The organism is Chryseobacterium sp. Leaf201 (assembly GCF_001421435.1).
Lineage (GTDB): Bacteria > Bacteroidota > Bacteroidia > Flavobacteriales > Weeksellaceae > Chryseobacterium.
This window is the reverse complement of the sequence record NZ_LMKA01000061.1, coordinates 58,173-66,601: the sequence shown is the minus strand read 5'-3', so window position 1 is coordinate 66,601 and position 8,429 is coordinate 58,173. Positions and strand designations below refer to the sequence as shown.

The 8,429-nt window shown below is 40.3% G+C and carries 5 protein-coding genes; 2 read left to right on the top strand and 3 right to left on the bottom strand.

Going from position 1 to position 8,429, the window contains the following annotated elements:
• Positions 1–308: 308 nt before the first annotated feature.
• The 3 genes from ASE55_RS07670 to ASE55_RS07660 form a co-directional block, all read right to left on the bottom strand.
• A complete protein-coding gene (locus ASE55_RS07670) occupies positions 309–605 on the bottom strand; it encodes a hypothetical protein (protein ID WP_238585015.1) in 297 nt (98 codons plus the stop codon).
• Between the two features lie 60 nt (positions 606–665).
• On the bottom strand, positions 666–1,640 hold the full coding sequence (locus tag ASE55_RS07665) for a 2-hydroxyacid dehydrogenase (protein ID WP_056217420.1): 975 nt from the start codon (positions 1,638–1,640) through the stop codon (positions 666–668).
• Positions 1,641–1,779: 139 nt separating this feature from the next.
• Positions 1,780–2,310, bottom strand: a complete 531-nt coding sequence (locus tag ASE55_RS07660; protein WP_056217419.1) for a hypothetical protein — start codon at positions 2,308–2,310, stop codon at positions 1,780–1,782.
• A gap of 176 nt (positions 2,311–2,486) precedes the next feature.
• Here ASE55_RS07660 and alaS point away from each other — a divergent pair, with 176 nt between their 5' ends.
• Both alaS and ASE55_RS07645 read left to right on the top strand, forming a co-directional pair.
• Positions 2,487–5,090: an alanine--tRNA ligase gene (gene alaS / locus ASE55_RS07655; protein ID WP_056217416.1), complete on the top strand. Its 2,604-nt coding sequence runs from the start codon at positions 2,487–2,489 to the stop codon at positions 5,088–5,090.
• Between the two features lie 514 nt (positions 5,091–5,604).
• On the top strand, positions 5,605–8,061 hold the full coding sequence (locus tag ASE55_RS07645) for a hypothetical protein (RefSeq protein WP_056217409.1): 2,457 nt from the start codon (positions 5,605–5,607) through the stop codon (positions 8,059–8,061).
• The last annotated feature ends 368 nt before the right edge of the window (positions 8,062–8,429 follow it).

Here is an 8,429-nt window from a genome sequence, read left to right as displayed (position 1 = left end):
TGGTAAAAGACTACGGAAACTATCCCAGACATTTGGTTGCAGTTGACTGTATTATTTTCGGTTTTGACGCTGTTAAGCTGAATTAACGCACCAGGGCATCATTTCGCTCTTCGCAGTCATTTTAATTACCGCTGAAGTAAGTTGCTGTTTTTTCATCCCCTCTGAACTATGTAATTCTCAGAAAAGATATTTTGAATTTCAAATCAGTAGAATTCATACTATGCTGTTATACCGTCCCATTTAAATTTAAAAACTAAAAAAACCTTACTATAAAAGTAAGGTTAGTCAATGTATATGTTATTTATTAATTACCGGATCAGGTCATCGTTCTGTTCCTCATGATTGTCATCATTGTCACTCAGGCCCCAGTAACTGTTTTCCTCATCTTCACCGATATCAATGGTACCTGCATCGCGGTCTACGCCGGGGATATCCAGACCTTTGTCTAATGCATCGTCATCCTCAATAAGGCTCTCTTCATTGAAAACCGGTCTGCCGTCTCCGTCAACCGGAATATGTTCCTCCTGGTTGAAAATATCTTCATTAGGCTGATAATCTCTTTGCTCTAATCTTCTTTCCTGTTCTTGTTCGCTATTTTCGGGCATAATAATTATATTTTGGTGTTGGCTTGATTCAAACAAAAACAATTCCAATTACTGCTGATTCTAAGAATATATTTCAGGGTTGGCACATGCCGGCATTTTTTCACCTCTGGAAACCGCTATCAGGTTTCCGGCAGCCACTTTTGCCATTCCGTTCCTGGCTTCCATCGTGGCCGAACCTACGTGCGGAAGGACACAGACATTTGAAAGTCCGAGGATCGGATCATCCTTGAAGATCGGTTCAGGATTGGTAACATCCAGTCCGGCACCCCAGATTTTCTTTTCCGTAAGTACGTCATACAGATCTTTCTGATGATGGAAGCCGCCTCTGGCCGTATTGATAAAAATAGCATTCTCCTTCATTTTTTCAAAAACGGAACGGTTGAAAAGCTCGGTCTGCTCCTGTTTGAAATTCGCATGAATGCTCAGTACATCAGATTCTGCAACCAATTCTTCAAAAGAGACATACCGGGCATCTAGTTCTTTTTCTGCCTCTTCGTTACGGTGGCGGTTATGGTAAATGATATCCATTTCAAAAGCAGCCTTCGACTTTTTCGCCATTTCAATCCCGATTCTTCCCAGTCCGAAAATCCCCAGTGTTTTACCGTACAGTTCCTGTCCCAGTGCATGCAGCGGATCAAAATCTCCCCAGTTTCCGGCTTTCACCTTTTCAAAATTATAGCTCGCCCGCCGTGCTACTGACTGCATCAGCAGAAATGCCACATCCGAAGTTGCCTTGCTTAAAACATCAGGCGTATTGCCTACCGGAATATTTTTCTGAACTGTTTCTTTGATATCCACATGGTCAAAACCGACAGAATACAGGGCAATTGCTTTTATATTGGGGCATTCAGTGAAAAAATCCTTATCATATTTAAAATCGGTCCCGACACTTAAAATCATATCGTGGCTTTTGCAGTAGCCCAGCCATTCTTCGTGAGACAGGTTTTCATGTTCCGGGATAAAGACTTCCAGGCCTGCTTCCTCCAGCATTTTGATTCCCGTTTCAGGAATTCTTTTATTGATGAATACTTTCATTATATCTGATTTTATTTTTGTTGGATAAAATAATACTCATCAGGGATCAAAAAGCAAACCATCAAAGAAAAAGTCCCGTTTCTTTAACAAAACGGGGCCTTAATAAGTTTAAAGTTTTAATACTGAATAAACACGTCTTTTATTCCTCTTTCAACATTGCCTTAACCATTAGATAACGGTCTTTCTGAATGTAGTAAGTCGGTATTCTGGAAATTTCTTTCCCAAATCTGAATGCCTGCTGTTTCCTGTCGTCATATAACAAAGTAAGCCTGCCTTCATTCAGCCTATATGTTCCGGAAAGCATTTCAAATTGTTCGGTAGAACTGTTAAGATCCTGAAATTGAAAAGTCCCGTCTCTCTTAAAATACATGTAAATATGGTCATTTTCAGCATCTACCCAATAGCCTAAAAGGTTATTGATGTCAGATAAGGCCGGATCTGTTACTTTTTTAGATTGTTCCTGTTCAGCAACCATAGCTTCCTGTTTTATTCTTTTGATCTCGGAACCGGAGAGTGAATCTGTCTTTCTGAGCTTTGAAATTTCAATATCAAGTTCTTTGTCTCTTAATTCAAGTTCTTTCTTTTCTAATTCGAGTTTTTTGTTTTTAGAATCATCATTACAGGATGATAATGAAAGAGCCAGCAGGGCTCCTAAAAAAAATTTGTTCATGGGTAATCGTTTTTCCAAATGTATAAAAATTATAATAAACATTCTATCTTTTTACCGAAACCTCAATATTTTGAAACCGTATGAACCCAAAGTATCAAATATTTGATATTAAATCGGCTAAAAATCTTAAATTTGCATCTTATCAAATTGATTAAAAGCAAAGCAATACTATACTTATGACATCACAAGAGATCCGTCAGAAATTTTTAGATTATTTTAAAAGTAAAGACCACCTGATCGTCCCCTCTGCACCCATCGTGCTGAAAGACGACCCTACGCTTATGTTTTCCAATTCCGGGATGACGCAGTTCAAAGATTTTTTCTTAGGCTATAAAACGCCTACTGCCCCGAGGATTGCCGATACACAGAAGTGTTTAAGGGTTTCGGGAAAGCACAATGACCTGGATGATGTGGGCAGGGATACCTATCACCACACCATGTTTGAAATGTTGGGAAACTGGTCTTTCGGTGATTATTTTAAAAAAAATGCTATTGCTTTTGCCTGGGAATTATTAACGGAAGTCTACGGAATTCCGAAAGAAAACCTGTACGTGACCGTCTTTGAAGGTGACGCTTCCGAGAATCTGGAAAGAGACCAGGACGCTTATGATTTCTGGAAATCACACATTTCCGAAGACCGCATTATCAACGGAAACAAAAAAGACAATTTCTGGGAAATGGGGGAAAGCGGGCCGTGCGGGCCGTGCTCTGAAATTCACGTAGATTTGAGAACGCCGGAAGAAAAAGCCAGAGTTTCAGGACTGGAACTGGTTAACAATGACCATCCTCAGGTGGTAGAAGTCTGGAACCTGGTATTTATGGAATTCAACAGGAAAGCAGACAGAACGCTGGAAAAGCTTCCTGCTCAGCATGTGGATACGGGAATGGGCTTCGAGCGTTTATGCATGGCACTCCAGGGAAAATCTTCAAACTATGACACGGATGTTTTCACGCCGCTGATTGCGAAGGTGGAAGAACTTTCCGGAAAAAAATACACAGGGATCCTTGAAGACGAAAAAGATATTGCCATCCGTGTGGTGGTAGACCATATCCGCGCAGTTGCTTTTGCCATTGCAGACGGACAGCTCCCTGCAAGCGGAGGTGCCGGTTATGTGATCAGAAGGATTTTAAGAAGGGGCATTTCTTATGCTTACCGTTTCCTGGATATGAAAGAACCTTTCCTTTACCAGCTGGTTGCCGTACTTCAGGAACAGATGGGACCTTTCTTTCCGGAACTGGAAAAACAGGGAACCCTTGTTACCGAAGTGATTAAAAGTGAAGAGGAATCATTCCTTAAAACCATTGAAACCGGATTGATCAGGGTGGAAAAACTGATCCAGCAGACCATTGCGGACGGACAAAAAACACTTCCTACCCTTGAAGTATTTGAATTATACGATACTTATGGATTCCCGGATGATTTGACAAGGATTATTGCTGAAGAAAAAGGACTTACCATTGATGAAGATGGTTTTAAAGCAGAAAAAGAAAAGCAGAGGCTTCGTTCCAAAGAAGATTCTGCCCAGAAAGTATATGACTGGGTAACGCTTGAAGAAAGAGAAGAGAACTTTGTAGGCTATGACAAAACGGAGTCTGAAGCCTATATTACAAGATACCGGAAAGTAGAAAACAAGGACGGCGAATTTTATCAGGTGGTTTTAAGCGAATCCCCGTTCTACCCGGAAGGCGGCGGACAGGTTGGTGATAAAGGCACTCTTGAAAACGCTTCCGAAACTTTTGAAGTGCTGGAAACAAAAAAAGAAAACGGACTGATCGTTTCTCTCATCAGCGGTCTTCCGAAAGATGCCGGAGCACTTTTCTATGCGAAAGTGAATGCCGATGACAGGAAAAATTCCCAGGCTAACCACTCGGTGACGCATTTACTGCATGAAGCTTTAAGAGATGTCTTAGGAACGCATGTTGAGCAGAAAGGTTCATTTGTGGGCCCGGATTACCTTCGTTTTGACTTCTCTCATTTCAGCAAGATGTCAGAAGAAGAACTGGCTCTGGTAGAAGAAAAAGTGAACCATAAGATCAAAGAAAGCATTGCCCTGCAGGAATTCAGGAATATTCCGATTCAGGAAGCGATGGATAAAGGCGCGATGGCGTTATTCGGTGAAAAATACGGGAACAGCGTAAGAATGATCCAGTTCGGAAGCTCAAAAGAACTCTGCGGGGGAACCCATGTAAAAAACACCATTGAAATCGGACACTTTAAAATTGTTTCCGAAAGCTCTGCAGCTGCAGGAATCAGAAGGATTGAAGCGATCTCCGGCGACAAATCCGAAGAGTATTTCAAAAACCTGGAAAAACAGGTGGCTGAACTTTCCCAGCTCTTGAAATCCAAAGATATCGTAAGGTCTATTGAGAAATTAATGGAAGAAAATACATCACTGAAATCCGAAGTTGAATCTTTGAAAAAGGAAAAGGCAAAAGGGGAAATCAGCGACTGGAAAGGAGCTTACGAGCAAAAAGGCAATAAATTACTTTTAGTAAAAAGAACTTCTTTAGATGCAGGGTCGATAAAAGACATCGTTTTCCAATTAAAGAAAGAAATTCCGACTTCTATAACGGTGATCCTGTCTGATGCAGATGGAAAACCGATGATTACCGTCGGTGTTTCCGATGATCTGGCAGGAATTTACCAGGCCGGAGCATTGATTAAAGATTTAGCTAAAGAAATCCAGGGCGGCGGCGGAGGAAACCCGGGCTTTGCCACAGCAGGAGGAAAAAACCTCAGCGGACTGGAAAATGCCTATCAGAAAGCATTGAATATTTAGTTAATTTCTAATACATATTACCGTTTGCGGTTTCTATAAGGATTTTATTATCCTATTTACGTTAAACAACAATCCCTTTCAGCTTTTGAAAGGGATTGTTTGTATTTGATAGCATTAATTTTCCCCCCATCATTTAGAGTCGGTTTGAAAAACCGTATCAAGAAGTTTATGATTCACGTGACGTCCGTGTTCATCAACTGTCGATACATTTTTCTGCGCTTCGATTCTAAAAACACTTCTTTAAATTTGCTTTGAGTTCCGTAAGATTGAAAAATGATAATTCTGTCTATGAAAATAAGTTGCATATGTCATAGAAATCAAACTGACGAAGTTAAACAGTAGAAATATTATTACTTTTCAGAAAGCCTTAAAACTCTTAATTAAAATCCCTCTCTCATTTATAGGAATTGAAAATATAAATCCAGCTGAATTCATTTTTAACAAAAGATTATATTTCCGCGTCTGGGTTTGTAACTTTCTTATCAATAGTTTTGTCTTATCTATAAATAAACTAATGACAAAATTTTTATCTCCGTTATTTTTATTCATCGGCATCGTAATTTACAGTCAGACCCAGTTGAAGGTTCTCAACAGAACCAGCAGGCAGCCGGTTTACAATGCAGCCGTTTACTGCGATGATAATTTGTTAGGGAAAACCGATCAGGAAGGCCGACTGTCATTCAAGACAAAATGCAAAAAGATTGAAATTTTAGCAAGCAATTTTGAAGATGCCACGGCAGACGTGAAGAAAACCGTAGAAGTATCTTTACTGCCTTTGTCTGAAAAAAGGGATAATATAGAAAGGATTGTCATTACGGATAAAAGTGATCCCCGTGCTTTAAGGATCCTGGATGAACTGGATAAAAGAGCCAGGGAAAATTCACCGAAATCATTAGACACCTACAACTTTAAATCGTACAGCAAATTTTCCATTGATGTGGATAAAGATTCGGTCGGTATCTTCAAAGATTTTATAGCTTCCCGGAAAGATTCGCTTTCCAAAGATGAAAAAAGAACATTCAAACAGAAAGAAAGCGAAAAGAAGGACTCCCTGCTCAGCGAAGATTTTACCAGTGCATCTGCCGAGAGCCAGATGTTCCTTTGGGAGAAAGCCACGGAATACAAATATTCCAAAAAATTCGGTGAAAAAACCAATATCATAGACAACAGGATGTCCGGATTCAAAAATCCCATCTACGAAGCCATGGCAATTAATATTTCCAACCTGGACAGGGCACCAAGGCAGTTAAGACCGGAAAACAGGAAACTGTATAATTTTTATATGTCGGATACGCTTCAGGTTGAAGGCAGGAAAACGTATGTCATCAAATTCAAGGAAATTACCGACAAGAAAAAGCAGAACCCGAGAAAATTCAACGGGAAAATCTATGTGGATGCCGAAAGCTTTGCCCTGAAAAAATTTGAGAGCACCAGTAAAAAACAGAATGAAGGGAATATTGTTTCCGTATGGAAACCGATTGATAAAAAATGGTTTCTGGATTATGAAGATATCAAAGTAAAAATGGGCGAGCAGACTTTTAATACTTCCAAAAAAGACAGCCTGAAAGAAGGGGAAAAAGCAAAATACAACAAAAAGGAATTCGGAAATTACCTCTATGTAAAAAACCGTTTTTTCGATTTTAAGCTGAACGAAGACCAGAAAGCATCAGATTTCAAAGGCTATTCGCTGGAAGTGAAAAGCTCGGACGGAAGCCTGCTTCAGCAGTACAGGACAGACAGCCTTACGGAAAGGGAAAGTGCTACCTATACGAAAATTGACAGCTTTGTGGTGAAGCATGATTTTGAAAAAAAGCTGAACTTTTTAACCCAGCTGCTCAGAGGAAACCTGCGCTATAAGATGATTGATTTCGATCTCACCAAATTCTTAAGCTATGACCAGTACCAGGGAATCCGTTTGGGAGCGGGAATAAAACTCAATGAAAAGTTCAGCAAAACTTTTTCTCCGGACGGCTATTTCGGCTACGGGTTTAAAGACAGCCGCTGGAAATACGGCTTAGGCCTGGACATAAGACTGTCTGACAGGAGAACATCTGTTTTCCGGATTGATTATGTGGATGATGTCTTTGCGGCCGGAAGGTTCAGCAATATGATGTGGGACCTGCTGATGAAAGTTTCGGATATCGGACTGGACATCCACAACGGTGCGTTTTACAGGAACCGGAAATGGGGCGCTTCCTACCTGTATGATCTTTCAAATTCGCTGAGCATGAAAGTTACCGTCAACAAAGAGAAACAGCAGGCCCTTTTTGATTACCGGTACCGCAATCTGGGCAATGCCTTTGATAACGCCAGTGCTACACTATCCCTGAAATTTGCCCCGAATGATAAGAACATCATGACGCCCAGCGGAAAATACACCTATGAAAAAGGCTATCCTCAGGTTTTTATGAATTTTGAAAAAGGTGCGGAAATTCTGGGCGGCGACCTGAATTACCACCGCCTGGATGCATTAATCATCCACCAATTCAGAACTAAAATAGGATCTACCAATATCAAGCTTTTCGGAGGCCTGTCTTCCGGTACTGCCCCGATATGGAAAAACTTTGAGATCGCAGGCCAGGCCGACAGAAATACGGATCACTGGTATTCCAATATCAGCACGCCGTCCAATCTCGGGTTTGCCACGATGCCGGCAGGAACTTTCTTTGCAGACAGATTCACTGCTTTTAAGGTTTCCCAGTACCTGCCGTTCAGGTTTAAGACATTCGGAAGCAGATATTCAAGTATCGAACTGGAATACCAGGGAGCCATCGGGAATATGAAAAACAGGACTGACCACCAGTTTGAATTCAGGGTGCTGGACCATTACTATCAGGAAGCCGGATTGATCTGGAACAGGTTTCTCGGCAGCAATTTCGGAGTCGGGTTCTCCTACAGGCTCGGATATTACCAGACTTCCCAATTTAAGGACAATGTGGGAATCAGGATAAAATTAAACCTAATGAGATAAATATTTTTGTGTATTCTGAGCTTATTTAATTATTTGAAGAATTTAAATAATTTAAGATGTATTACTCTCTCATTTAAAGTACACTTACATTTTGAAAATCTTTGATTTTTGCTTAAAGTGGCTTATATAAGCTGTTAATAGGTATAGAAAGATAGAGAATTCCGGTATAGAATGTTTAAAATACAGGATTTAGATCCAGATTTTTATTATTTAATTCATCGGCCTTCGGCTTTTGATTGAGCAATACAGCAGATATGACACAGGTTATTTTGATCCGTTCTAATTATTGAGCTTCCCGTAACACTGCCACCCGTTTAATAAGGAAAAGTTAATTTGCACACCCATGCTTTTAAAGTTCAATTAATAAT

Coding starts and splice junctions, on each gene's coding strand:
- alaS (WP_056217416.1), top strand. CDS start 2,487: ATGACATCACAAGAGATCCGTCAGAAATTTTTAGATTATTTTAAAAGT.
- ASE55_RS07670 (WP_238585015.1), bottom strand. CDS start 605: ATGCCCGAAAATAGCGAACAAGAACAGGAAAGAAGATTAGAGCAAAGA.
- ASE55_RS07660 (WP_056217419.1), bottom strand. CDS start 2,310: ATGAACAAATTTTTTTTAGGAGCCCTGCTGGCTCTTTCATTATCATCC.
- ASE55_RS07645 (WP_056217409.1), top strand. CDS start 5,605: ATGACAAAATTTTTATCTCCGTTATTTTTATTCATCGGCATCGTAATT.
- ASE55_RS07665 (WP_056217420.1), bottom strand. CDS start 1,640: ATGAAAGTATTCATCAATAAAAGAATTCCTGAAACGGGAATCAAAATG.